Genomic DNA, 23894 nt, shown 5'->3' with positions numbered 1-23894 from the left:
CGAGGCGCGACCGCCCCGTACCGCTGGAGCGCGAAGCCGTACGGAAACCGTGCATGGCCTTCGCCGGCCGGGCGCGCCGGAAGATCCACAGGATCAACGTGTGCACCTGGTGGTCGAGCACGGCCCCGAGCAAGGGCGGTGGTGACAGCCGGCGGAGCGGGGTCGCTCACGACTCGGTCCCGGCGCGGCGGGCGAGGTTGGGACCCGCGCTGTCCGGGCGCTTGCCGTCGGAGCCGAGCCGGATTTCCCGTCCCTGCCAGCGCTCCCGCAGCCAGCGGTCGTGGCTGGCCAGCACGATCGCGCCGGGGCCGGTGCCCAGCGCCGCCTCCAGCTCGTCGCACAGGCGCGGCGACAGGTGGTTGGTGGGTTCGTCGAGCAGCAGCAACTGCGGCGGTCGCGCCACCAGCAGCGCCAGCGCGAGCCGCCGTCGCTGTCCGACCGAGAGCCGGCCGACCGGCTTGTCCAGGTCCGCCTCGTGCATCAGACCGAGCGAACCCAGCGGCACCGCCTCGGCCCGCTCGGCGCCCAGCGCCAGCTCATAGGTGTCCCGGACGGACCGGCCCGGCCGGTCGAAAACGGTGTCCTGGGCGAGCAGTCCCACGGTCAGTCCGCGCCCCCGCCGCACCTCGCCCTCGGGCGCGAGCCGCCCGGCGAGCACGGCCAGCAGAGTCGACTTGCCGGCCCCGTTCCCACCGGTGACCAGCAGACGGTCGGTCGCCGACACCTCCGCACTCAACGGTGCGAGCCGGCCCGGCACCCGTACGTCATCCAGGGACACCAGAGGACCGTCGCCCTGCGCTGCCGGAGCGGCGAGCGCCGTGCTCTCGAACCGCAGCGGCTTCGGCGGCTCGCCGACCTGGGAGCGCTCCAGTACCTCCAGGCGGCGGGCGGCGTTGCGCACCCGCCGGGAGATCTGGCTCTGCACCCGGCCGGCGCGGTGCCCGTAGCCCATCTTCTCGTTGTCGCGCGGTCCCCGGTCCGGTGCGACGCGGTGCGCGGTGATCCCGGCGGAGACCCGCAGCGCCGCCAGTTCTTCCTGGTCCTCGGCCCAGCGCCGCTCCCAGCGGTCCCGCTCGGCCCGCTTCTCGGCCAGGTAGGCACTGTAGTTGCCGCCATAGCGGACCGGGCCGTCCATCGCGGGGTCGAGGTCGAGCAGGTCCGTGCACACGGCGTCCAGAAAGGCACGATCGTGGCTGGCAACCACGACGACCCCGGACAGGGTGCGCACGTGCTCCTCGACGAAGGCGGCGGCACCGTCGTCGAGATGGTTGGTCGGTTCGTCCAGCAGCAGCACGGAGGGCCGCCGGACCAGCAGCGCGGCCAGCGCGAGCCGGCCGCGCTGCCCGCCGGACAGAGACCCGAGCGTCCGGTCGTGTGCGAAGGTGTCGAGGCCGAGGCCGTCGAGCACGAGCGCGGCACGCCGGTCGGCGTCCCAGGCCTCCTTTCCCTCGGCCTGTTCGAGCCGGACGCCGTACGCGTCGAGCAGGCCGGCGTAGTCGGGCGCGTCCTGTGGGGTCCGCGCGAGCTGCTCGGCGAGCCGTGCCAGCTCGGCGAGGTCCTCCCTGGCTTCGCGCAGGGCGTCGTCGAGCACGTCAGCGATCGTCGCGTCGGCGTCGTACGGCATCTCCTGATGAAGAAAGCCCAGGTCGGGCGGGCGCGTTACGCTGCCGGCGTCCGGCTTGTCCGTCCCGGCCAGCAGGCGCAGCAGGGTCGACTTGCCGACGCCGTTCTCCCCGATCAGCCCGATGCGATGCCCGGGCGAGGCGGTCAGGGAGACACCGTCGAGCAGCCGTCGGTCGCCGAGGGTGTGGACGAGGTCGTGGGCGAGCAGAGCGGTCTGAGGCATGAGGTCCGTCCAACGTGATCGGTGCGCGGCCCGCGGGGCGGCATGCCTCGGACACGGGCCAGGACGACACGTCGGCGGTTCACACCTCAGGGGCCCCCGTCTCCTCCAGCTTGCCGTCGGCCAGCCGCAGCCACCGGTTCACGCCGATCTCGCGCAGGAACCGCTCGTCGTGGCTGACCACCACGAAGGCCCCCTGGTAGGAGTTCAGGGCGCTCTCCAACTGGCCCGCGCTGACCAGGTCGAGGTTGTTCGTCGGCTCGTCCAGGAGCAGCAGGTGCGGAGCCGGCTCCGCGCACAGCACGCAGGCCAGGGTGGCGCGCAGCCGTTCGCCTCCGGAGAGCACCCCGACGGGCAGATGGGCGCGGGGCCCCCGGAAGAGGAAGCGGGCGAGCAGGTTCATCCGCTCGGCCTCCGGCCGCTCCGGGGCGTAGTCGGCGAAGTTCTCGGCGACCGTACGGTCCAGGTCCAGCAGGTCGAGGCGCTGCGAGAGGTAGGCGATGCGGCCGTCGGCCCGCCTGATCTCACCGCTCCGTGGTGTCAGGTCGCCGCTGAGCAGACGCAGCAACGTGCTCTTGCCGGCACCGTTGGCACCGGTCAGCGCGATGCGCTCGGGGCCCCGGACCGTCAGGTCGGCACCCTGGCCGGCGAACACGTCCTTGTCGCCGAGGCGGACGAGGAGCTGCTCGCCGAGGAACAGGTTGCGCCCGGCGGGCACGTTGGTGTCCGGCAGGTCCAGCGTGATGCGCTGCTCCTCGCGCAGCGCACGCCCGGCCTCGTCCAGCCGGGCCTTCGCCTCGCTGACCCGGCCGGCGTGCATCTGGCCCGCCCGGCCCGCGGACTCCTGCGCGCCCCGCTTCATGTTGCCGGCGAAGATACGGGGCAGACCGGCGTTCCTCAGGTTGCGGGCGGCGTTGCTCTGCCGGCGTTCGGCGCGCTCGCGGGCCTGCTGCATTTCCCGCTTCTCCCGCTTCAGCTCCTGCTCGGCGTTGCGGATGTTCTTCTCCGCGACTTCCTGCTCGGTTCGCACGGCCTCCTCGTACGCGGTGAAGTTGCCTCCGTAGAAGCGCAGTTCGCCGCGGTCGAGTTCGGCGATGCGTTCCATGCGGTCGAGCAGGTCGCGGTCGTGGCTGACCAGGAGCAGGCAGCCGTTGAAGTCCTTCAGCACGTCGTAGAGCTTGTGCCGGGCGTCGAGGTCGAGGTTGTTGGTGGGCTCGTCGAGCAGCAGCACGTCGGGCCGCTTCAGCAACTGGGCGGCGAAACCGAGGGAGATGACCTGGCCGCCGCTGAGGGTGCTCAGGCTGCGATCCAGGGTGACGTCGGCCAGGCCGAGGCGGTCGAGCTGGGCGCGGCTGCGTTCCTCGATGTCCCAGTCGTCGCCGATGGTGACGAAGTGCTTCTCGTCGACGTCCCCGGACTCCACGGCGTCGATGGCCTGGATGATCGCGGCGACGTCCAGCACCTCGGCGACCGTGAGGTCACCGGTCAGGGGGAGGCTCTGCGGCAGGTAGCCGAGGGTGCCGGCCACGGAGATCGACCCGGCGCCGGGCCGCAGTTCACCGGCGATGAGCTTGAGCAGCGTGCTCTTGCCGGTGCCGTTGGGCGCCACGAGGCCGGTACGGCCGGAGCCGACGGTGAAGGACAGGTCCTGGAAGACGGGAGTGTCGTCGGGCCAGGTGAAGGACAGGTTCGAGCAGACGACGGAGGCGTCGGACATGAAGGTGACCTCGCGAGGAGGGGGCAGGAAAGACACTTCTGCCCCGGCAGCGGACAGGGGGGAAGAGGAGACGACAGCGAGGCCACGTCGGCGGCGCTTCCACGCACCGGTCCGGTGGCCTTTCTGGGCCGGGTATCACCCGGAGATGTCGTCGTCCACCACCATGTCTGGGCTCCTCAACAAACGATCAACGTCTCCTCCAGTCTAACAACCGAGCCCGGGTGGTCAGTACTCCAGCCGGACCGCTCCCGGCTGGGGGGACCTCCTCCGGCCTCCCTCACGACACGGGACGCGCGGTCGAGCGGGCTCGGACCGCGCGTCCCGGTACGCGTTCGACTTCCGGCTGCTCGTGCGGTCCTGAACCCCGCGGGCCCGGGAAGCCCACCGGAGCGAGCGGCGATCAGACCGCGGCCGACTCGACCACGCTCGCCGTGGCGACCTCGCTGCGCCCGCGTACGGCGTGGACGCCGATGGCGAACAGCGCGGCGAAGAACACGTCGTCGGGAAGGATGAACCAGCGGCCGGGCAGCCCGAGGGCGCCGAGCAGGCACGAGACGAGCAGCGCGACACCGATCCACCAGGGCAGCGTCCGGGCGCGCAGCACGGCGATGCTCAGGCAGATCGCGCCGACGAGCAGGCACAGCAGCGCGATGCCCTCGAAGACGGCGAAGCTGGACGGCTGCTCGGTGGGGATGCCGCCGTGGTCGACCAGGTACGGCTTGACGAACCCCTCGATGACTCCCTCGCCGATGTTCAGCATCACCAGCGCGGCGAAGATGCCGGCGTAGCCGACGACGTGCAGCTTCGGTGCCCGTTGCGCGAAGGCCAGGATCACGGGCAGCCCCAGCACGATGATGACGTCCCCACCGAGCGCGATCCCCTCGAACAGCGGCCAGAGGTGGTAGCGGAAGACCTCGTCGCCGCTGCCCGGCGCGAGGAGGTTGGCGGCGAGGTAGCCGAACGCCGCGACGACGGTGCCGACGATGAGCGCCCATCCGGCCAGGCGCTTCAGGTTCAGGGTCATGGTCTCCTCCTGCGTTGTGCCGCCACTCGGCGGTGCGCCGTCAGCGTCGGTCCGGCGGGGCCGTGGCGTCGTCGTACTCCGGTCGGCACCGGGTCGTTCGCGGGTCGCGATCCGCACCAGGCGAATACGACGTTCGGATGACGCCGCCCGGCTCCCCCCGCCGGTAACTTGCGGATGTGATGCTGAAGACGGCACGCGCCAAGTCGCCGGCGCGAGAGGAGTCGGAGGCGCCGGCGCGTCCGCGGCGCATGCCGGCGGTGTTGCTGCCCGACGCTCTGCTCGCGCTCGCGATCACCGGCTTCGCCCTGCTCGACATCGTCTTCGATCTCGACAACTCGACCCGGTACGGCCCCATGCCGCCCCTGGTCGTGTCCACCCTCGTGGCGACGCTGGTGCTGGCGCTGCGCAGGCTGGCCCCGCTTGCCACGGCCGTGGTCGTCGCGGTCGCGATCGCCGGACCGATGCTGGCCACCCCGCTGACGTTCACTCTGTGGGGCGACTTCCTGCCCCTTCTGCTCGCCACCTACTCGGTGGCCCGGCACGGTGAACGCGTGTCCGCGTGGCTCGGCGTCGCGGCGACCGCCACCACCGTCGTGCTCGTGATGCTGCGCAACCCGGACGCCGGCACCGTCAGCAACATCCCGTTCGCCGCGGTGCCGATCGCCATCGTCTTCGTCGCCGGCCGGGTGCTGAGCGGCCGGGCCCGCAGCCACTCCGACGACCAGGCACGGGTCCAGCGGCTGGAGGCCGAGCGCGAAGAGGCGATCCATGTCGCGCTGGCGGAGGAACGCTCCCGTATCGCCCGCGAGTTGCACGACATCGTCGCCCACTGCGTCAGCGTCATGGTCGTCCAGGCGGGCGCCGCCGAAGACCTGCTCGACCGCGATCCCTCCCAGGCGCACGCGCCACTGCGCTCGGTTCAGGAGACCGGACATCAGGCGGTCGGCGAACTGGGCCGGATGCTCGGCCTATTGCGCGGGGAAGCGACGCGACCCGCGCTCAAGCCGCAGCCGGGCACCGCGAACCTGGCCGAACTCATCGAGCACATGGGCGGCGTCGGCCTACCGGTCTCACTCACCATGGAAGGCCCGGCCCGCCCACTGCCGCCCGGCATGGACCTGACCGTCTACCGGGTGGTGCAGGAGGCACTCACCAACGCACTCAAGCACGCCACACCCACCACGGCCCATGTGCTGCTGCACTATGACGAGCAGTCCATACGGGTCAGCGTGCGGGACACGGGACGCACAGGATCGCCCGCGAGGCCGGCCTCGAACCGGATCGGCCACGGGCTCCTGGGAATGCGTGAACGGGTCGGACTCTACGGCGGCACCCTGGAGACCGGACACGCCGACGGCGGCGGCTTCGCCGTGACAGCGAGCCTGCCGCTTCAGGCGGCGCCCCGATGATCCGCGTCCTGCTCGTGGACGACCAGGCCCTGGTCCGCGGCGGCTTCCACTCCATCCTGAGCGGCCAGGACGACATCGAGGTCGTCGGCGAGGCAGCCAACGGCGCGGAGGCGGTCGAAAGTGCGCTCACTCTGCTGCCCGACATCATCCTGATGGACATCCGGATGCCGCGCATGGACGGCATCGAGGCAACCCGCCGGCTGCTGCAGGACGGGCGCTGCCCCGCGCGGGTACTCATCCTCACCACCTTCGACGAGGACGAGTACGTCTACCAGGCACTGCGCGCCGGAGCGAGCGGCTTCCTCCTCAAAAGCGCACCGCCACGTGAACTCGCCGGTGCCATCCGCACCGTCGCCGCCGGCCAGGCGCTGCTGGCCCCGGAGATCACCCGACGGATGATCGAGGAATACGTACGCCGCCCGCGCCCCGGTTCGCACCAGCCCACCCGGCTGGAGAAACTGACCCCACGCGAGCACGAAGTGCTCGGTCTCATAGCCCGCGGCCGCTCCAACGCCGAGATCGGTGCGGAACTCTTCCTGAGCGAGCCGACGGTCAAGACCCACGTGACCCGCATCCTCGCCAAGCTCGGCCTGCGCGACCGGGTCCAAGCCGTCGTCTTCGCCTACGAGTACGGCCTCGTCCAACCCGGCCACTCGCCCCACGAGTGACCGACCCACGGCTCCCTGCGCCATCTCGCAGCTCCCACCGCCTCACGGCACCTCGCCCGCCCGCCGCCGCTCCTGCCGCAGCACTTCGTCGAGGTCGCCGAGCCGGTCCAGCCCCTGCACCGAGCGCCGCATGCGGGCGTTGCCGGACAGCAGCCGCCGGTGCCGGTGCAGGAAGGCCCAGTACCCGGCGGTGTAGGGGCACGCGTGCGGACCGGTGCGCTCGGTGGGCCGGTAGGCGCAGCCGTCGCACAGGTCGCTCATGCGGTGGATGTAGGCGCCGCCCGACGTGTACGGCTTGGTGGTCATCCGGCCGCCGTCCGCGTACTGGGACATGCCCACCACGTTCGGCACCATCACCCACTCGTAGCCGTCGACGAAGCAGCGGTGGAACCAGTCGGTCACCGCGGCCGGGTCCCAGCCGCGCTGCAGGGCATGGCTGCCCAGCACCATCAGCCGGGGGATGTGATGCGTCCACCCGGTGTCGCGCACCTGGGCGAGCACGGTGGCCAGGCAGCGCGCCGTGACCGCGTCCGCGTCCAGCTCGGCGAAGTACTCCGGCAGCTCCTCCGTGTGCCCGAGCGCGTTGTCGTGCCGGTAGTCCTCGCCGAAGTGCCAGTACAGCTGCCAGACGAACTCCCGCCAGCCCGCGACCTGCCGGACGAAGCCCTCCGCGCTGTTCACCGGGACGGCGCCCTCCCGCCAGGCTCGTTCGGCTCGCTCCACGCACTCCGCCGGGTGCAGCAGCCCCAGGTTCAGCGAGGACGAGAGCAGGCTGTGGCTCATCACCGGATCACCGGTGAGCATCGCGTCCTCGTAGGGTCCGAAGGACGCCAGCCGGTGTGTCACGAAGCGGCGCAGGGCCGACAGCGCCTCCCGTCGGGTGGCGGGGAAGCGGCGGGGCCCGTCCCGGCCGACGAATCGCACCCCGTCCTCGCGTTCCCACCGGCCGAGGTCGTCGCGCACCTCGGCGTCGATGTCGTCCTCCCGCGGCCGGTACGGACCCGGCACGTCGAGCTCCCGGGCGCCGCCCGGCGGGGGCTCGCGGTTGGCGTGGTCGTGGTTGAACCGGCCGCCGGCCGGCTGGCCGCCCTCCATCAGCAGGTCGTGCTCCTGGCGCACCCAGCGGTAGAAGTCCTCCTGGAGCAGCCGCCGCCCACCGTGCTCCTCGACCCAGCCGGTGAACTCCTCGCGGGCCACCATGAAGCCCCTGGCGGGCAGCACCCGCACCCGGGGCAGGGATCGCACCAGCCGGAGCGCCGCGTACGAGGTGGGGTGGCACACCGTGACCGGCGCCCCGCCCATCGCGCGGCGCAGTCCCTCCCGGTAGGTCTCGGCCCGCACGTACGTCACCCGCCCGCCCAGTTCCGCCGCACGGTGCCGCATCGCGGAGAGCACCAGGTGCGCCTTGGCACGGTGGAACCGGCGCCGCCGGAAGACCGATCTGGCTTCGATCATCACCACGGGCGCCCCGCGGTCGGGCCCGTCCTCGCCGGCGGGCGTGAGGAAGTGCGGACCGAGCTGGTCGCCGAAGATCCAGTGCGCGGTGGTCATGGCCGGGGCACCTTCCGTGCGATGCGGGTGTGGCGGCTTACACGTACGAGGTGTCGCGCGGGGTGCCCGGCGGCCCTGCGGACGTCGTCCCGCCGGACCTCAGGAGCGCCCCGGGCCCGCTTGAAGGGGTCCAGGCCCTCCGGCAGGGGGACGGTCCTCGCGCGCTCCTGTGCCGGAAGGTTCCACGGCTCGTGCACGAGCGCCCCCTTCACGTCCGCCAATTCCTCCGCCCAGCGCCGTACATGTACTCCGTCCGGGGCGTACCGCCTGCCCCGGCGGATACGGCGGGCCGCCGGTAGTCGCCCGTTCGGGTGCGGGCGCATCCGCTGTGGTGGCCGGCGGGGAAGTACCTGGTGAAGACGCCGGGCCCCTGTTGACGTCCTCGGGGCAGCGGGGAGCGCGGCAGGTTCCGCTCGGCAGCAGGCCCTTGAGGAGCGAGGAGAGGTGGTGGCCGTGGCGGATGGAACGGCGGTCGCGGACGTCGTCGTGGTGGGTGCCGGGGTCGCCGGGCTGGCGTGCGCCCGCGACCTGGCCGCCGCGGGGCTCGGCGTCACGGTGCTGGAGGCGGGCGACGCGGCGGGCGGGCGGATGCGGACCGACCGCCTGGACGGCTTCACGGTGGACCGCGGCTTCCAGGTCGTCAACCCGGCCTACCCGCAGCTGCGCCGCCGCCTGCCCGCCCGGTTCCTCGACCCGCGCCCCTTCCTGCCGGGCGTCCTGGTGCACACCGGTGGCCGGCGCGTGCTGCTGGCCGACCCGCGCCGCCGCCCCGATGCGGTGGCGTCGCTGCTGTCCGCGCGGTTCGCCCGGCCGCGCGACCTGGTGGCGCTGGCCGCGCTCGGCGCCCGCGACGGGCTCGCTCCGGCCCGCGCGCTCAAGCACGCGCCTGAGCGCACCACCCGCGCCGCCCTGGCCGACGCGGGTTTCTCCGCCCCGTTCGTGGAGGGCTTCTTCCGGCCGTTCCTCTCCGGCGTCTTCCTGGAGGACTCCCTGGAGACCTCCAGCCGGGTGTTCCACCTGGTGTGGCGCAGCATGCTGCGCGGCGCGCTGTGCCTGCCCGCCTTCGGCGTGCAGTCCGTTCCGCGCGCCCTGGCCTCAGCCCTGCCCGAGGGAACCGTACGGCTCGGCACACCCGTGTCGCGGCTCGCCGGCCGGGGCGTGGTCACGGCGGACGGCGTGGAGTTGCCGGCGCGCGCCGTCGTCGTGGCGACCGGTGCCGCCGCCGCCTCACGGCTGCTGCCCGGCCTGGACGTCCCCGCCCACCGCACCGTCACCACGTACTACCACGTCGCCCCGCGCTCCCCCCTGGGCCGCCCCGTCCTGCTGGTCGACACCCGCCGCCGCGTACTGAACACCTGCGTCCTCAGTGATGTCGCGCCCGAGTACGCCCCGCGAGGCAGCGCCCTCATCGCGACCTCGGTCGTGGGCGGCGACACCGAGCTCGTGCGGGCTGCTGTGGTCGCGGCCCTGTCCGAGATGTACGGTGCCGATGCCACCGCCTGGGACCTGCTGGTCGCGCGCACCGTCGAGAACGCGCTGCCGGCCATGCCGCCGCCCTGGCCGCTGAACCGAACCTGCCGCACCGGGCCGGGCCGTTACGTCTGCGGGGATCACCGCGGCACGGGTTCCGTCCAAGGCGCCCTCGCCTCCGGCGCGCGGGCCGCCCGGGAAGTGCTGGAGGACCTCGGCGGGAACTGAAGGGCGGGCCGATATGCAGACAAGCCCGCCCGCCCCCGCTGCGTTGAGCGCGGGAGCGGGCGGGCTTGCGAGGGCCTTAAGGCTTCACACGCAGAACCTGCGGGTCGTGGTCGCTGACCTGGTCGGCGAACTCGGAGTTGATGTGCACCACGTCGTAGGTGACGTGGTTCAGCATGCTCGGGTTCACCATCATGTGGTCGAGCACCTGCGAGTTGCCCTGGAAGACGTAGGAGTAGCGCTCGTCCGCCGGCAGGGTGTTCACCAGGTCGGTGAGCTGCTTGCCGTCACCGGTCAGGGTCTTCATCGCGGAGGAGAACTGGTAGTCGTTGTAGTCGCCGAGGGAGACGATGAGGGCCTTGGGGTCGGCCGCCTCGAGCTTCTTGACGAAGGCGTTCTCCAGCGTGGCCTGCTTGTTGCGCTGGATCTCGGAGCTGCGGACGGGCTCCTGGATGCGGCCGGCGACGTTCTGGTCGCCGCCCTTGCTGTTGAGGTGGTTGGCGATCACGAAGATCTTCTTGTTGTTCTTCGTGAGGAACTCGCCGACCAGCGGCTTACGGCTGCTGTTCCAGGCCTCGTCCGTCGGGGCGATCCGTCCGGGCGAGACGCTCAGGTGGGTGTCGCTGCCCTTGCCGACGACGTCGACGGCGGTGAGGGAGTCGCCGCCCGGCCGGTCCACGAAGGTGACCCGCTTCGGGTCGAACAGGAAGACGGTGCGGATGTTGCCGCCCGGCTGGCCGCCGTCCTTGTCGTTCACCGGGTTGATCTGGCGGTACTCGTAGCGCGGACCACCCGCGGCGACGATGGCGTCGGTGAGCTTGGCCAGCGTCTTGTCGGAGTCAACGGTGCCGTCGTCGATGGCGCCGCTGTTGTCCTGGATCTCCTCGACGCCGACGATGGCGGGCGCGCGCAGGTTGGTGACCAGGTTGTGGCCGAGCCGGTCGAACTTGGACTGCGAGTCGCTCGGGGCGAGGTTCTGCACGTTGTACGTGCCGATGGTGACCTCGTTGGACTTCGCCTCGCTGGTGACCTCGGGCTTGAGGCCGTTGTCCTTGTAGGTACCGACCTGACGGGCCGCGAGGATGTAGGTGCCGGCGAACTGGCTGTAGTCCAGCGGGCCCGCGGTGACGCCGGTGAGCTCGTCACCCACGTTGGCCATCGGGAACGCGTCCGTGGTGTTGATCGCCTGGACCTGGAGACGAGCCACGTTCGGGTCGTCGTACGACGGGTAGTAGACACCGCCGCGCTTGGTCTTGTTGTGGTCGGGGTCGGCCGTGACCCACAGCTCGTGGTAGGCGTCCGTGGCGCCGACGACGCGGGCGTCGGAGACCTGGACGTTCATGCCCTCCAGGGACTCGTAGAAGTCCAGGGCGTACTTGGTCGGCTCGAGATCGGCGTACTCGATGCTGCCGCTGCTGTCGGCCTTGGGGGACCACACGGCGGGGATGCTGTTCTTGTCGAGGACGACCGGGGCCGGCAGCGGGTTGCCGCTGGACAGCACGGTGACCGTCGGCTTCATGATCTCGGTCGTCGACTGGATGCCGGTGTCGTAGCCGCCCGGGTAGTACTCGGTGACCACACCGGAGACGGTGACGCTGTCGCCGACCTTCACCGTGGGGTTGGAGCTGGTGTAGACGAAGATGCCCTCGCTGGTGCGGGGGTCGTTGTCCGGGTTCGGGTCCTGCATCCAGAAGCCCTTGGACGTGGAGGACGTGCTGGTGGTGCGGACACCGGTGACGATGCCGGTGACGTCCTTGACGTTCTTGGTGGACAGCGGGGACCGCCGGTTGGTGCCCTGGATGTCGTGGATCTTCGCCGAGATCGCGTCGGCGGGGGGCGTCGCGGTCGGGCTCGGCGACGGGGAGGTGTCACCGCCGCCCGTGTCGCCGCTCTGGCCGCCGGAGTTCTCGGGGGTGGGGTCACCCGCGGCGAAGTCGGCCGCGTTGTCGTCGGTGTCGACCAGGGTCTTGCGGGCGACCGAGGCGGTGTTGCTCGCGCCCGCGGCCGGGCCGGAGCCCTCGTGGACGAGGGCGGTACCGAAGCCGACCAGGTCCTTGATGCGGGAGTCGGCGGCGCAGTCGGCCTTGGTGACGCAGGTGAGCAGGTCGGTGCCCTTGACCAGCGCGACGGTGCCGGCGGTGCCCGACATGTTGATGTTGCCGGTGGCGTCCGGGGTCGGCAGGGCGGCGGTGCCGCCGGTGCCCGCGGCCTCCTGGATCAGGTAGCGGCCGTTACCGGCCAGGGTGCCGGTGAGCGGGGTGGACTGCCACTTGGTGGTCGGGCCGGGGCTGCCCGAGAGGTACTGGACGCTGTAGCCGGAGAGGTCCAGCGAACCGGAGCCCGCGTTGGCCAGCTCGATGAAGTCGTTGGTCAGGGTGGCGCCGGAGTTGCCGCCGCCTCCGTAGACCTCGGAGATGACGGCGTCGGCCGAGGGGGTGGCGAAGGCGGAGTGGACGCCCACTCCGGCCAGCACGACCGACCCGGTGATCGCCAGCGGTATGAGCCGCTTGCGCAGAGGAGTCGCGCGGTGTCTTGCGGGGCGGGGCGTTTCAGCGCTGGAATTCGACACAGGAAGGTTCTCCTTGGGGGCCGGGAAAACGTGAGGGCGCCATGGGAAGCGCCGACCGACCCGGATCCGCCGTCGACGGCCGGGGTCTGGCACGCCGGTCAAGCTACGCGCATAGATGCGTCCGAAAAAAGGCCGCGGGGCCAACACTTGGCAAACTGTTATCCGAAACCCGGCTCGCCCGACGCCGGTGCGGGTGGCGGCATAACCGGAGGTGAGCCGATCCGATGGGTGCGGCGGCAGGCCGCGCCATGTCCGGCCCAGGGCTCCTGTCGCCGTTCCGCGACGAGTTCAAGGCCGATGCCCGGGCCCTGTGCGAGTCCACGCGCGGGGCGACCCGCAAGGGTGTCGCAGAACTGGACATTTTGCTCCAGGGCGTCGCTGCCCCGCGGCCGTGACGCATGGGCGACATCGCCCATTTTCCCCTGGAAAGCCGAGAGTTCCTCAACGCCGTTCGACCGCCGGCCACTTGGGCGCGGACCTGCCCTCGCCGCTCATCCCCCTATGAGCCCTTGACGCCTTGCAGCTGACCAGCCCGAAGCCTGTGTTCGTGGATGATCACGCGTGGCCGCCCGGTACCGCGGCGCGCACCCACTTCCCGCCCCCGGTCGTCGGCACGACGTGCCACCTTCCCGGTCGCGGTCGCTAGCGCGCCGCGGCCTCCAGGACCGCCATCCGGCGGTCGTGGAGGCGGCTGAGCAGCAGCACCGAGACAGTGGCCCCGATCAGCGCGCAGAACATGTCCCATTGGGTGTCCCACACATCGCCCTGAGTGGCGAGGAACGCGTCCGCGCCGTGGCCGCCGATCACGGCCGCCGCCCACTCGAACAGTTCGAAGAGCGCGCTGAACGCGAGGCACGCGCACACCGTGAGCGGCGCCAGCCAGCGGTTGCCGCGCAGTGGGGAGGTGCGGCTGAGCAGTTCCCGTACCAGCACCGCGGGCACGAAGCCCTGCATCAGGTGGCCCAGGCGGTCGTACGGATTGCGCTGGAGGCCGAAGGTGTCCCGGATCCAGTCGCCGAGGGGCACCTCCGCGTAGGTGTAGTGGCCGCCCGTCGCCAGCACCAGCGCGTGCACGGCGAGCAGACAGCACAGCAGGTCGGTGAGCGGGAAACGCCGCCATGCCAGCACGACCAGCGGCAGCCCGACGATCACCCACACGGTCTCCAGCAGCCAGGTGACGCGGTCGCGCGGGGCCCAGCCCGACACGATCATCCCGGCCACCACGATCCCGGCGAGCAGGAGGGGCGGAACGCGCCAGGGGGTGGGGCGTGCCGGTGCGGGCAGGGTCGGGGCGGACATGGGCGGACTCCTCGCCGTAGGACGCTCCTCGCAGCAGGAGCGTGACAGGTCCCCTCATCCTGGCGCGGCGCCGGTACGGCGTGATGAGTACCGCTACTCATCCCGTTCTGGGGGCGGGACACCTTCGGCCGGAGCCCGGGCGCAGACCGGGTCGGCCTGCGGAATTTCTCCGGTGCCGGGCCATTGGATCACCGGGCCATTGGATCACCGGGCCATTGGATCACCGGGCCATTGGGTGGGCCATTGGGTGGGACATTGGGTGGGACATTGGGTGGGACATTGGGTGGGACATTGGATCATTGAGGACAGGATCTGACCTCAATGACCCGTAGCGTCGTTCGGGCCGGGGCAGAAGCCCCGGCGCGAATCGACGAAAGGCGGCCGGACATGGTCACTCGCGTTTCCGCCGAGGTACACGGCGACGAGCGTGGAGCGCTGCTGGCGTTCATCGAGGAGCAGCGCGGCGGTATCCGCCGGTCGGTGCTCGGCCTCACGGAGGAGCAGGCCGCGTCGCGGCCCAGTGCCAGCGGCCTTTCGCTGGGCGGGCTGGTCAAGCACGTGGCCGAGGTCGAGCAGAGCTGGATCGCGCGTGCCAAACAGGAGGCGCCGGCGGTCGATCGGGACGAGTCCAACTGGCACGAGTGTTTCCAACTGGCCGGCGACGAGACCGTCGCCTCGCAACTGGCCTACTGGGAGAAGGTCGCAGCCGAGACGGAGGCGTTCCTCCGTGCGGTGCCCAGTCTCGACGACACCTTCCCGCTGCCGTCCCAGCCCTGGTTCCCGCCCGAGGGGCGTGTCTCCATGCGCTGGCTGGCCCTGCATCTGATCCGCGAGACCGCGCGGCACGCGGGTCACGCCGACATCATCCGCGAATCCCTCGACGGGGCCACGGCCTTCGAACTGGTCGCCAGGGAGCGGGGCAGTTCCGGCGAGTGAGCTGCGGCGTCCTACGCTGGACCGCATGTCAGCGATCCGTCTTCTCGTGCTCGGGGCGGTCCGCCAGCACGGGCGGGCCCACGGCTACCAGGTGCGCAACGACCTGGAGTACTGGGGCGCGCACGAGTGGTCCAATGCCAAGCCCGGCTCGGTCTATCACGCCCTGAAGCAGATGGCGAAGCAAGGACTGCTGCACGCGCACGAGATCGCTCCCTCGACGGCCGGCGGCCCCCCGCGCACCGAGTACGAGATCACCGCGGCGGGCGACGAGGAGTTCTTCACGCTGCTGCGGGAGGCCCTCGTCGCCTACGACCAGAAGATGGACGTGAAGTCGGCGGCCATCGGCTTCGTCGTCGATCTGCCGCGGCACGAGGCGACGGCGCTGCTCAAGGAGCGGATCCGGCGCATCGACGAGTGGCGGGCCGCGGTCACCGGGCACTACGTGCCCGAGGGCGGGCCCGAACCGCTGGGCCACATCGGCGAGATCATGAACCTGTGGGTGCACACGGCCGACGCCGAGGCCGAGTGGACCAGGGGGCTGATCGGGCGGATCGAGGCCGGTGCCTACACCTTCGCCGGGGAGGGTGAGCCGTTCGTCGGTGTCCTGACCGAGGGTCAGGAGAACCCGTACGCGACGGGGGAGCGGCACCCGGGGGACGAGCGCTGAGGTGCTCGTCGTGCGTTGATCAAGTTTGACTAATGAATCCGAAGCGCTTACCTTCGTGCGCCTGTAGTCAAGTTTGACTAGCAAGGGAGTCCCAGTGGCCGAGGCGGCGATCCTCGTCGAGGAAGCACGCAAGACATACGGCGGGAAGAACACGAAGAACGGCAGGGCCGCGCTGGACGGACTCGACCTCACGGTCGCGCGCGGCACGGTGCACGGGGTGCTCGGCCCGAACGGCGCGGGCAAGACCACCCTGGTCCGGATCCTGTCCACGCTGGTGCGGCCCGACGCGGGCCGGATCGAGGTGGCGGGCCACGACGTGGTGCGCGAGGCGTACGCGGTACGCCTGCGCATCGGTCTGCTCGGCCAGCACGCGGCACTCGACGAGGAACTCGGCGGCCGGCAGAACCTGGAACTGTTCGGCCGCCTGCATCACCTGGGCGGGCGACGCGCACGCGCGCGTGCCGACGAACTCCTGGCGCGCTTCGGCCTGACCGAAACCGGCGGCAAGGCGGTACGGCAGTACAGCGGAGGCATGCGGCGCCGCCTGGACCTCGCCGCTTCCCTGATCACCGAACCGGAGGTGCTCTTCCTGGACGAACCCACCACCGGTCTCGACCCGCGCGGCCGCGCGGAGGTGTGGGACTCGGTCCGTTCCCTGGTCGACGGCGGTACCACCGTCCTGCTCACCACCCAGTACCTGGAGGAGGCCGACCAACTCGCCGACCGTGTCTCGGTCGTGGACGCCGGCCGGGTCATCGCCGACGGCACGGCGGACGAGCTCAAGGCGGCCGTCGGCGGCGACCGCGTCGACGTCGTCCTGCGCGACGCCGGGCAGTTGGGCGCGGCCGTCGCGCTGCTGCCCGTACCGGAGGACCGGATCACCGTGGACACCGACCGCCGGCTGCTGAGCGCCCCGGTCGCCGACCGCATGGCGGCCCTGGCCGGGATCGTCCGCGCTCTGGAGGAGGCCGGCATCCAGGCCGAGGACATCGCGCTCAGGCGTCCGACGCTCGACGAGGTGTTCCTGAGGCTCACCGGACACGACGACCGAGTGAAGGAGACCGCGTGACCGCCCACGCACTGACCGACTCCTGGACCATGACCCGCCGCGAACTCGCCCGCTGGGGGCGGCAGCCGGTGACGGTGGTGGTGAACCTGGTCTTCCCCGTGATGCTGCTGCTGATGTTCGGCTACCTGGTCGGCGGCGGCCGGGGGGTGGGCGGCGACTACCTCGACTACCTGGTCCCCGGCATGCTCGCCCTCACGATGGCCTTCGGCCTGGAGGGCACGATGGTCGCCGTCACCCAGGACCTGAACAAGGGCGTCGTCGACCGCTTCCGCTCGATGCCCATGGCCAACGGCGCGGTCCTGGTGGGTCGTTGCGCCGCCGACATGCTGCAGTCGGCGATCGGCCTGGCGGTGCTCCTGGCCGTCGCCGCCGCGCTCGGCTGGCGCGGCGACGGCGGCCCGGCCGGATTCCTGGGCGCCGTCGGACTGCTCCTGCTGTTCCGGTTCGCGATGCTGTGGATCGGCATCCACCTGGCGCTGGTGGCGGGGAAGCCCGAACTGGTGCAGGCGGTGCAGATCCTGGTCTGGCCGGTCGGTTTCCTGTCCAACGCCTTCGCCGTGCCCGGGTCCATGCCCGGCTGGCTCGGCGCGGTCGTCCAGTGGAACCCGATGTCCCACACGGCCACGGCCGTACGCGACCTGTTCGGCAGCCCCGGCGGCGAGCCGGGCCACGTGTCGGCGGCCGTCGCCTGGCCCTTGGCGCTGCTAGCGGTGTTCTCCCCGCTGGCGGTACGGAGATTCGCGCGGCTGGGCCGCTAGGACCTGTCCGTAGCGGGAGAGCGGAGGGTGGTGTGAGGATGGCGCGATGTTGATCGTTTCTTCCTGTATGGCCGATGACCCCGCTCTGCGCTCATTGGTCGATGCGATGACGGCGGAACTGATTCCCGTGTACGAGCTTCCTCCCGACGTCCAGCCCGCTCCGCTGGCTTCGGTGGCCCGGTATCTGCTGGCTCGAAAGGACGACCAGGCGGTGGGCTGTTGTGCGGTGCAGCCGATCGGTGCCGAGATATGGGAGCTCAAGCGGATGTTCGTCTCCCCGGCCGCCCGGGGAACGGGAGTGGCGGACCTGCTGCTGGCCGAGGCCGAGCAACTCGCCTCGGGGCTCGGCGGCCGGTTGGTGCGCTTGGAGACGGGAGTGCGGCAGCCCGCCGCGATGCGCCTGTACGAGCGGACCGGGTACCGCAGGATCGCCAACTATTCGCCGCACGACGAGGATCCGCTGTCGGTGTGCTACGAGAAGGCGCTGCCCGCTCGGTCGTCAAGGGTTGCCGTTGGCGAGTAGGAGGTCGTCGCTCATCTCTCGCCGCCCAGTCGGTTGATCTCCGGGCTGTACAGGATCCGCTCCTCGACCGCCCCGGGGCGGGTGACGGCGAGCATGGCGCGGCCGATGTGTTCGGTGGTCGTGGTGTGACGGGGAGCGAGGCGGTTCAGCAGCGGGTAGAGCCAGGAGGTGAGGGCGTAGAGGACGCGGTACACCGGGGTCCTGGAGACCGCTCCGTGGCGGGGGCGGATATAGGCGGGGCGGAACATGTACGCGTCCATCGGCATCGCCAGCAGGGCGTTCTCGGTGCGGCCCTTGACGCGGGCCCACATGGTCCGGCCGCTTTCGCTGCTGTCGGTGCCCTCTCCTGAGACATAGGTGAAGGTCAGTCCGGGGCTGGACGCGGACACGGCACGCGCGGCAGCGAGGGCGTAGTCGTAGGTGACGCGGGTGTACTCGGCCTCGCGGCGGCCGGAGGAGGACATGCCAAGACAGTAGAAGCAGGCATCGTGACCCGCCAGTTGCTCGGAGATGGCGGACAGATCGGTGAAGTCCTGGTGGATGACTTCCCGCAGCTTGGGATGGCTGATGTCCAACGGGCTGCGGACCACCACCAGCACACGAGTGACGGCGGGGTCGAGGAGGCAGGCGCGCAGTACGCCCTGTCCGACCATGCCGGATGCGCCGAAGATGACGACTTTCACGAGCAGACTCCAGGTGGGGGGAGGGTTCAGGTCCGTTACAGCGGGCTCAGCCGCCCAGCGCGCCCATGAACTCGGGTGCGTAGCGGTCGTCGATGACCACGCCGTGCGGCGCCACCGCCTCGATCGCGGCATCGGTATCTAACTGGATAGGTATAAGCGTAGGGGTAGGCGCACGCAGGTGTCAATAACTGGATAGTTACTTGCTATGGTGGCGACCATGCCTCGGAACTCCAGCGCCACCAAGGCCAGGCTGCTCGACGCGGCGTTCACCGAATTCGCCGCCTACGGCATCGCCGGCGCCCGAGTGGACCGGATCGCCGAGGCGGCAGGTGCGAACAAGCGCCTGATCTACGTCTACTTCGGCAACAAGGAGCAGTTGTTCGACGCGGTGCTGCAACGGGCGATGACAGAGGGTGCCGAGTCGGTCCCGTTCGACGTCGAGGACCTGCCCGGATACGCCGGCGCGATCTTCGACCACCTCGTCGCCCGGCCGGACCTGATGCGCCTGCGACTGTGGAAGCTGCTGGAACGCCCCTCCGTCACCGGGCCCGAACCGGACGCCTTCCGGCGCAAGGTCGCGGGCGTGGCCGACGCACAGCAGCGCGGCGTTCTCGCCCCGGGGATGCAGCCGGACGATCTCCTGACCATGGTCCTCGCCATGGCCCAGGCGTGGTTCTGGGCCGCCGAGGACGGCGACCCCGGACAGGTCGGCCACTCCTGGTCGCCGGAGCGACTGGCCCTGCACCGCTCCGCAGTCGTCGAGGCAGCCCGCCGGATCAGTCAGAGGACCGCTGAGGGCTCGTAACACCGTCCGGTCCCTCACTGGGGAACGCCGCAAGGGGGCGCGCATCGCCCGCGCCCCCGCCGGTCCGCGTCAGGCGGTGCGGTGCCGGCCGTCGAGGGAGGGCCCGGTGCCGGGAGTCGCTGTCCATCAGACCAGGGCCGGCAGACCGAGGATCAGGTCGGCGGCGGCCGTGCGGCCGCCCGCGGCACGTTGCAGCGCGCCGATCCGTTCCGCGTTCTCGTGGAAGGACGGCTCGGTCAGGACCCGGGTGAGTTTGTCCACGACGTCGTCGACGGCGATGGTCTCCGGGTGGTCGAGGGTCAGGGAGACCCTGGAGTCCAGGCCGCGTACCGCCTGGTCGTAGCAGTTGACCCACAGGGGGCGTACGACCAGCGGCTTGCCGAAGTAGAGGCCCTCGTGGAAGCCGTTGCCGCCGCCGTGGGTGAAGAACGCCTTGACGGCCGGGTGCGCGAGGACGTCGAGCTGGGAGGGCACCCAGCTCTCGATGCGCAGGTTGTGCGGCAGTTCGCCGGCCGGCGGCAGCAGATGCTGCTGTTCGGCGGGCAGCTTCCACAGCACCTGGTGCTCGTCCGCGAGCCGGCGAGCCACCTCCACGAGGGAGCCCACCTGCTCCCGGGTCAGCCGGGTGATGGTGCCGAAGCCCATGTAGACGACGGACGACTGGTCGTCGAGCCACTTGCGTACCGGATCGTCTCCGGTGGTCTCCGGCAGGGGCGGCAGCACCGCGCCGACGAGGCGCACCTTCTCCGGGATGTCGAACGGATAGTCCAGCTCCGCGACCGAGTTGCACAGCACCAGCTCGGCCTTGTCGATCCGTGTCATCGGGTTCGGCGGCGGAAGCCCCAGCTTCTTGCGGATACGGGCGTCCTCCTGGAGCACTCTTCCCATGGCCGGGTTGAAGAACATGGCCAGGGTGCGGAGCTTGAACAGCTGGTTGGCCACCCGCTGCGCCAGGTTCATGCGGCGCGGCAGCCCCGAGTGCGGGACCGGGAAGTCACGCGGGGTGTGCCCCTTGGTGAGGGGATGGTGTGAGGTCAGCACGTTGCTGGGCAGGAACGGCACACTCAGCACGAACGGGATGTCCCTGGACACCGCCAGGTCCACGGCGAACCCGCTCATGCAGTCGACGACCATGAGCGTCGGCCGGACCTCGTCGACGATCTCCTGGAGCCGGCGGAACTTCTCGGCCTGGAGGACGGGCTTGTAGGACTGCCTGATGACCGCGCGATGGGCCCGGAAACGGGAGGGCTGCGTGACCTCACGGTAGACGTCGTCGGGCCAGGTCACGGCCGACAGCTCCGGAATCACCTCGCCGAGGGAGGCGAACCGGACCGGCGTGCGGCGCACCGTCCCGCACACGTCCTCCCTGCGGGGCTCGTCGGTGGCGAACCACAGGTCCTCCACGCCCTGGCGGGAGAGTTCACCGGCCAGCACCAGCAGCGGGTTCAGCAGACCGCACTCGGGGAGACTGACGAACAGGATCGGCCGTCGGGCGGATTCCATCAAGTGCCTTGCGCCTTTCGTCGGTGGCCGCGGGTCGGGAGCGACTCCCTGGGCGATCATCGCCCCGCACTGTGATCTCATGCCGGATGCCGGAAGATCCTTAGACCTCCCGCCGGGTGCCGGACGGGGCTGCCGGCGGAGCCCGTCGCGCCCGTGTTCAGCGCCCGTATTCGGTCGCGGCACCCGGAAAAGCCCTGGAAGCGGCGCCGCGCGAGCCGTGCGGGCCGACGCCGGAGGGCTCCGGTGTGCCATGGCCGGGGAACCGGGCGCCCAGGAGGGACAGCAGTGGCCCGGCCTCGCGCGCGGTCTGCTCGAACACGGCGTCCGGGTCGCACGGCGCGGTGACGGCGCCTCCGATGCCGTAGCGCAGCCGGTGGCCGTTGAACACCGCGGTGCGGGTGGCGAGGCCGAAGTCGGCCGCTCCCGAAAGGGAGAAGTAGCCGATCGCCCCGGTGTGGATGCCGCGCGGCCCGCTCTCCAGCCGGTCCAGGGCCCGCATCGTCCCCGGCCTGGGGGCGCCGGTCACGGAACCGCCCGGGAACGCCGAACGGAACGCCGCCACGGCCGTGGTGTCCTGGCGCAGCCGCGCCCTGACCGTGCTCACCAGACGGTGACCCTCGGGGCACGTCACCACGTCGAACAGCGGATCGACGGTGACGGCGCCCGCCTCGGCGCGGGAACCCAGATCGTGCCGTGCCAGGTCGACGAGGGTCAGATGCGCGGCCCGTTCCGGCTCACTGGTGGCGAGGTCCGCGATCAGCAGAGCGTCCTCCTCCGGCGTGCTCCCGCGGGGACGGGAGCCGTTGGTGACCGTGGACTCCGCCCACCCCTGTCGGTCGACGCGCAGGAAACGCTCCGGGGCGGAGCTGAGCACGGACAGCGCGCCGAACCCGAGGAACGCTCCGAACGGCGCCGGGGCGAGCCGCCTCAGGACGCGGTACGCCTGCCATGGGTCGAGGTCCGTCCTGGCCTCGACCATGTTGGCGAGAAAGAGCGCATGGGCCTGCCCCGAGGCCAGTTCCTCCTGGCAGGCCGCGACGAGCTTGAGGTACCTCTCGCGCTCGTGACGCAGCCGCAGACGCGGCCGAACCGGCCGGGAAGGTGCCGGGAAGCGGGCGCCCGGGGCGGGCGGAACGGGCGTCGGCGGCAGCGCTGCAAGCCGGGCCGAGGCGAAGGTCAGCCAGGACCGGGCGGGGCCCTCGTCCCCTTCCTCGGCCAGGGCGAGCAGATACGTGGTGTCCGTGCCGTGGTCGAGGACGACGGCACGGTCGGCGAAGACCATGACGGCGTCCGCTGCCGGTGACCGGTGTGCCCGTGTTCCGCCGCACTCGGCCTTCAACTCGTAGCCCAGGCAGCCGACCCAGCCGAGCGCGAAGTCGAACGGCAGCTTCGGGGCCTCCACCGTCAGGGACCGCAGATCCTCGTCGAGCAGGCGCAGGAACGGACTGCGGACCACCTCCGGCGCCGTACCCTGCGCCCGCACGGTGACGGTGCCCCTGACCACGTTCGCGGTGGCCACCCGGGCGAGCGGCCCGTCCGCGTTGCCGAGGACGGAGACCCGGCCAGGTCCGCCGTCCGTTTTGCTGCTGTCCAGCCAGAAGGGATGGTCACCGGAGCGGAACAGGTGGTCGAAGACCGTCTCCGCCTCCCAGCGCGTCTCCAGCCGTTCTGCCAGCACCCGCAGCCGGCGGCCCGGCGGCCGCGACCGGCCGGCGCCCGGGAGCCGTACCGGCGTCCTTCCGGCACCTGCGGTGACCGCCGGTGCCCTTCTCGTACCTGCGGCGGCCGCCGATCTCTCACCCGCCCCGGTGTTGACCGCCGCGGCCTTGCGTGGCCCGGCGGTGAGCAGGGACGGTCCGGAGGCGAACAGGGTGGGCCCGCGGCGTGATGCGTGGTGCCGCTCGGTCAGTTCACCGAAGGCGGCCAGCAGTTGACGACCCGTGTCCGTTCCGGCGGATTCCGGGTGGAACTGCACTCCGAACAGCGGCAGGCTCCGGTGGCGCAGCGCCATGACCACACCGTCGTCCGTCGCCCAGGCGGTGGGCTCCAGGGCGGGGGAGAGGCCGGTGACCGCGAACGAGTGGTAGCGGACGACCTCCAGGGGGTTGGGCAGATGCCGCAGGAGCCCGGCACCGGTGTGCCGCACGGGTGAGATGCGTCCGTGGTGCGGCCAGGGGGCCCGGCTCACCGCGCCGCCGTGCAGCAGCGCGATCGTCTGGTGGCCGAGACCCACGCCGAGGACGGGCAGCCGGTCCTGACGGCAGATCTCGGCACTGACGGCGTTGCCCAGGCGGTCGTGCGGGGTGCCCGGGCCGGGGCAGAGCACCACGTTGTCGAAGCCCCTCAGCAGTCCGGGGCGCCAGGAGGGATCGTCGAATCGAACGATCTGGGGCTCCCTGTCGTTCACCTCTGCGAGGAGGTGGAACAGGTTGTGGGTGAAGGAATCGTCGTTGTCGACGAGCAGAGTGCGCATCGCGGGTCCTCGCTCCACTGGTGTGGGGACCGGGACCAGGGCGTCGGAGGGAGAGCGTCGTCAGCCGGAACCGGGGCATGCGTCGGTCCCCGTGCTGCGGATTGGGTGGCTCGGGTTCCGGAGGGTGAGAGAAGTGTGTTGATTCCGGCCGAGTGCAATTCGGTCATCAAGCGGGCACCGCTCGGGCAGTCCCTATTCTTGACAGCGTGGCAAGGCGGTTCCACTCTCTGAGAGGAACCGGGTGGGCGAAATTGAGCAGTTTAAGCGCGATCCATCCGAAGGTATTTGCTGTCGGGAACTCAGGTGCCTATCCGGGCTCGAATTTCAGGGTGTGGACTCGCGCGGAAGCCCGAGTGCGGCGGGGGTGGTTCGACGATCCCGTGGTTCTCATCGGACTCCCGCTCCTTCCGGTCCGGGCGTGTATCGCCTCCCTATGTGATCTCATGCGCACCACCGGAAATTCCCTAGTGTCGAGTGCGCGGTCGGGGCAGGTGGAGCGGTGTATGGGTGGCGCGTTGGCGGGGTGATGCGGGTCACGCCTTCCGGCTCGGTGGGTGCCCTCTCGCCGTCGGGGTGGCCGGGTCGGCACCGGGCCGCGGTACCCGGCGAATGACGGACCCGGCGAGCGTTTTCCGGTCGGTCCCGGGGGTCCGCGCGCACCGTACGACATCCCGCCGCCGGCCATGTGGACACTCGTTGACT

General features: G+C 71.1%; 19 protein-coding genes. 10 read left to right on the top strand and 9 right to left on the bottom strand.

Annotation, left to right across the window (positions count from 1 at the left end):
• Positions 1–166 precede the first annotated feature (166 nt).
• The 3 genes from OIE49_RS04155 to OIE49_RS04145 form a co-directional block, all read right to left on the bottom strand.
• The gene (locus OIE49_RS04155) at positions 167–1846 is read right to left on the bottom strand and encodes an ABC-F family ATP-binding cassette domain-containing protein (protein ID WP_326801124.1); all 1680 of its coding nucleotides are present in this window, start codon (positions 1844–1846) and stop codon (positions 167–169) included.
• A 79-nt stretch (positions 1847–1925) separates the two neighbouring features.
• Positions 1926–3560 (bottom strand): ribosomal protection-like ABC-F family protein, encoded by a 1635-nt coding sequence (abc-f, locus tag OIE49_RS04150; RefSeq protein WP_326801123.1) that lies wholly within the window; start codon positions 3558–3560, stop codon positions 1926–1928.
• Between the two features lie 400 nt (positions 3561–3960).
• Entirely contained in the window at positions 3961–4584 is a 624-nt protein-coding gene (locus OIE49_RS04145) for a hypothetical protein (RefSeq protein ID WP_326801122.1), read from the bottom strand.
• 179 nt (positions 4585–4763) lie between these two features.
• Here OIE49_RS04145 and OIE49_RS04140 point away from each other — a divergent pair, with 179 nt between their 5' ends.
• Together OIE49_RS04140 and OIE49_RS04135 are read left to right on the top strand one after the other, a co-directional pair.
• On the top strand, positions 4764–5993 hold the full coding sequence (locus OIE49_RS04140; protein WP_326801121.1) for a sensor histidine kinase: 1230 nt from the start codon (positions 4764–4766) through the stop codon (positions 5991–5993).
• Positions 5990–6661, top strand: coding sequence for a response regulator transcription factor (locus OIE49_RS04135; RefSeq protein WP_326801120.1), 672 nt, complete (start codon positions 5990–5992; stop codon positions 6659–6661). Before OIE49_RS04140 ends, OIE49_RS04135 begins: the two co-directional genes overlap by 4 nt.
• Positions 6662–6703: 42 nt before the next feature.
• Here the strand turns inward: OIE49_RS04135 and OIE49_RS04130 are convergent, their stop codons facing one another.
• A complete protein-coding gene (locus OIE49_RS04130; protein WP_326801119.1) occupies positions 6704–8212 on the bottom strand; it encodes a cryptochrome/photolyase family protein in 1509 nt (502 codons plus the stop codon).
• A 447-nt stretch (positions 8213–8659) separates the two neighbouring features.
• Between OIE49_RS04130 and OIE49_RS04125 the strand changes: the two genes are divergently transcribed.
• Complete coding sequence (locus OIE49_RS04125; protein WP_326801118.1) at positions 8660–9910, top strand: NAD(P)/FAD-dependent oxidoreductase; 1251 nt, start codon at positions 8660–8662, stop codon at positions 9908–9910.
• A gap of 76 nt (positions 9911–9986) precedes the next feature.
• On the opposite strand, the gene OIE49_RS04120 is transcribed toward OIE49_RS04125, so the two are convergent.
• Positions 9987–12476 (bottom strand): lamin tail domain-containing protein, encoded by a 2490-nt coding sequence (locus OIE49_RS04120; protein WP_326801117.1) that lies wholly within the window; start codon positions 12474–12476, stop codon positions 9987–9989.
• 224 nt (positions 12477–12700) lie between these two features.
• Between OIE49_RS04120 and OIE49_RS04115 the strand changes: the two genes are divergently transcribed.
• Entirely contained in the window at positions 12701–12871 is a 171-nt protein-coding gene (locus OIE49_RS04115) for a hypothetical protein (RefSeq protein WP_326801116.1), read from the top strand.
• A 247-nt stretch (positions 12872–13118) separates the two neighbouring features.
• On the opposite strand, the gene OIE49_RS04110 is transcribed toward OIE49_RS04115, so the two are convergent.
• Complete coding sequence (locus OIE49_RS04110) at positions 13119–13775, bottom strand: DUF2238 domain-containing protein (RefSeq protein WP_326801115.1); 657 nt, start codon at positions 13773–13775, stop codon at positions 13119–13121.
• Positions 13776–14162: 387 nt separating this feature from the next.
• Here OIE49_RS04110 and OIE49_RS04105 point away from each other — a divergent pair, with 387 nt between their 5' ends.
• The 5 genes from OIE49_RS04105 (at position 14163) to OIE49_RS04085 (ending at position 17728) form a co-directional block, all read left to right on the top strand.
• On the top strand, positions 14163–14711 hold the full coding sequence (locus OIE49_RS04105) for a DinB family protein (RefSeq protein ID WP_326801114.1): 549 nt from the start codon (positions 14163–14165) through the stop codon (positions 14709–14711).
• A gap of 25 nt (positions 14712–14736) precedes the next feature.
• On the top strand, positions 14737–15378 hold the full coding sequence (locus OIE49_RS04100; protein ID WP_326801113.1) for a PadR family transcriptional regulator: 642 nt from the start codon (positions 14737–14739) through the stop codon (positions 15376–15378).
• A 94-nt stretch (positions 15379–15472) separates the two neighbouring features.
• A complete protein-coding gene (locus OIE49_RS04095; RefSeq protein ID WP_326801112.1) occupies positions 15473–16447 on the top strand; it encodes an ATP-binding cassette domain-containing protein in 975 nt (324 codons plus the stop codon).
• Complete coding sequence (locus OIE49_RS04090; protein WP_326801111.1) at positions 16444–17205, top strand: ABC transporter permease; 762 nt, start codon at positions 16444–16446, stop codon at positions 17203–17205. Before OIE49_RS04095 ends, OIE49_RS04090 begins: the two co-directional genes overlap by 4 nt.
• Positions 17206–17251: 46 nt before the next feature.
• Positions 17252–17728: a GNAT family N-acetyltransferase gene (locus tag OIE49_RS04085; RefSeq protein WP_326801110.1), complete on the top strand. Its 477-nt coding sequence runs from the start codon at positions 17252–17254 to the stop codon at positions 17726–17728.
• An 11-nt stretch (positions 17729–17739) separates the two neighbouring features.
• Here OIE49_RS04085 and OIE49_RS04080 read toward each other — a convergent pair whose 3' ends face one another.
• Entirely contained in the window at positions 17740–18411 is a 672-nt protein-coding gene (locus OIE49_RS04080) for an NAD(P)H-binding protein (protein ID WP_326801109.1), read from the bottom strand.
• 217 nt (positions 18412–18628) lie between these two features.
• On the opposite strand from OIE49_RS04080, the gene OIE49_RS04075 reads away from it, so the two are divergent.
• Entirely contained in the window at positions 18629–19216 is a 588-nt protein-coding gene (locus OIE49_RS04075) for a TetR family transcriptional regulator (protein ID WP_326801108.1), read from the top strand.
• Positions 19217–19342: 126 nt separating this feature from the next.
• Here OIE49_RS04075 and OIE49_RS04070 read toward each other — a convergent pair whose 3' ends face one another.
• The gene (locus OIE49_RS04070) at positions 19343–20719 is read right to left on the bottom strand and encodes a glycosyltransferase (protein ID WP_326801107.1); all 1377 of its coding nucleotides are present in this window, start codon (positions 20717–20719) and stop codon (positions 19343–19345) included.
• A gap of 157 nt (positions 20720–20876) precedes the next feature.
• Complete coding sequence (locus tag OIE49_RS04065; protein ID WP_326801106.1) at positions 20877–23192, bottom strand: chorismate-binding protein; 2316 nt, start codon at positions 23190–23192, stop codon at positions 20877–20879.
• Positions 23193–23894 lie beyond the last annotated feature (702 nt).

The sequence above is a fragment of the Streptomyces sp. NBC_01788 genome (assembly GCF_035917575.1).
In the GTDB taxonomy this organism is placed as follows: domain Bacteria; phylum Actinomycetota; class Actinomycetes; order Streptomycetales; family Streptomycetaceae; genus Streptomyces.
Note: the sequence above shows the minus strand (reverse complement) of the source record. Positions and strands in the feature narration are given on the sequence as shown.